Origin of the sequence: Legionella steelei (assembly GCF_001468005.1) — a bacterium.
Classification (GTDB): Bacteria; Pseudomonadota; Gammaproteobacteria; order Legionellales; family Legionellaceae; genus Legionella; species Legionella steelei.
Map to the genome: position 1 here is coordinate 1 of NZ_LNYY01000017.1, position 273 is coordinate 273.

Here is a 273-nt window from a genome sequence, read left to right on the forward strand (position 1 = left end):
TTTTGTTATCTTAAATGATAATCCATACACTAAATTACGCGTAAAGCTTGGTGATCTGTTTATAACTATTGACCGATATGAGGGATATTTTGCAACAATTGAAGTCATCGATTTTGAAAAGTGTGAGCGAAAACCTGCTTTTTCTGTTAGTGTGCTCCATAATGAAAGTATACCCCTTGAAGCATTTGTTCCTTTAGAACTCAGAAGTTTTTATGGAGATGATATTATTCCTTACCGGTCTCCTAACTCCAATCACGCTCGAAGTATTCAAGA

1 protein-coding gene is annotated in these 273 nt (G+C 35.2%); it reads left to right on the plus strand.

Annotated features, from left to right (window positions below; all coding sequences use genetic code 11):
- Positions 1-273, plus strand: a 273-nt coding sequence (locus Lste_RS19255) for a hypothetical protein (RefSeq protein ID WP_162264124.1), incomplete at both ends; no start/stop codon positions are given.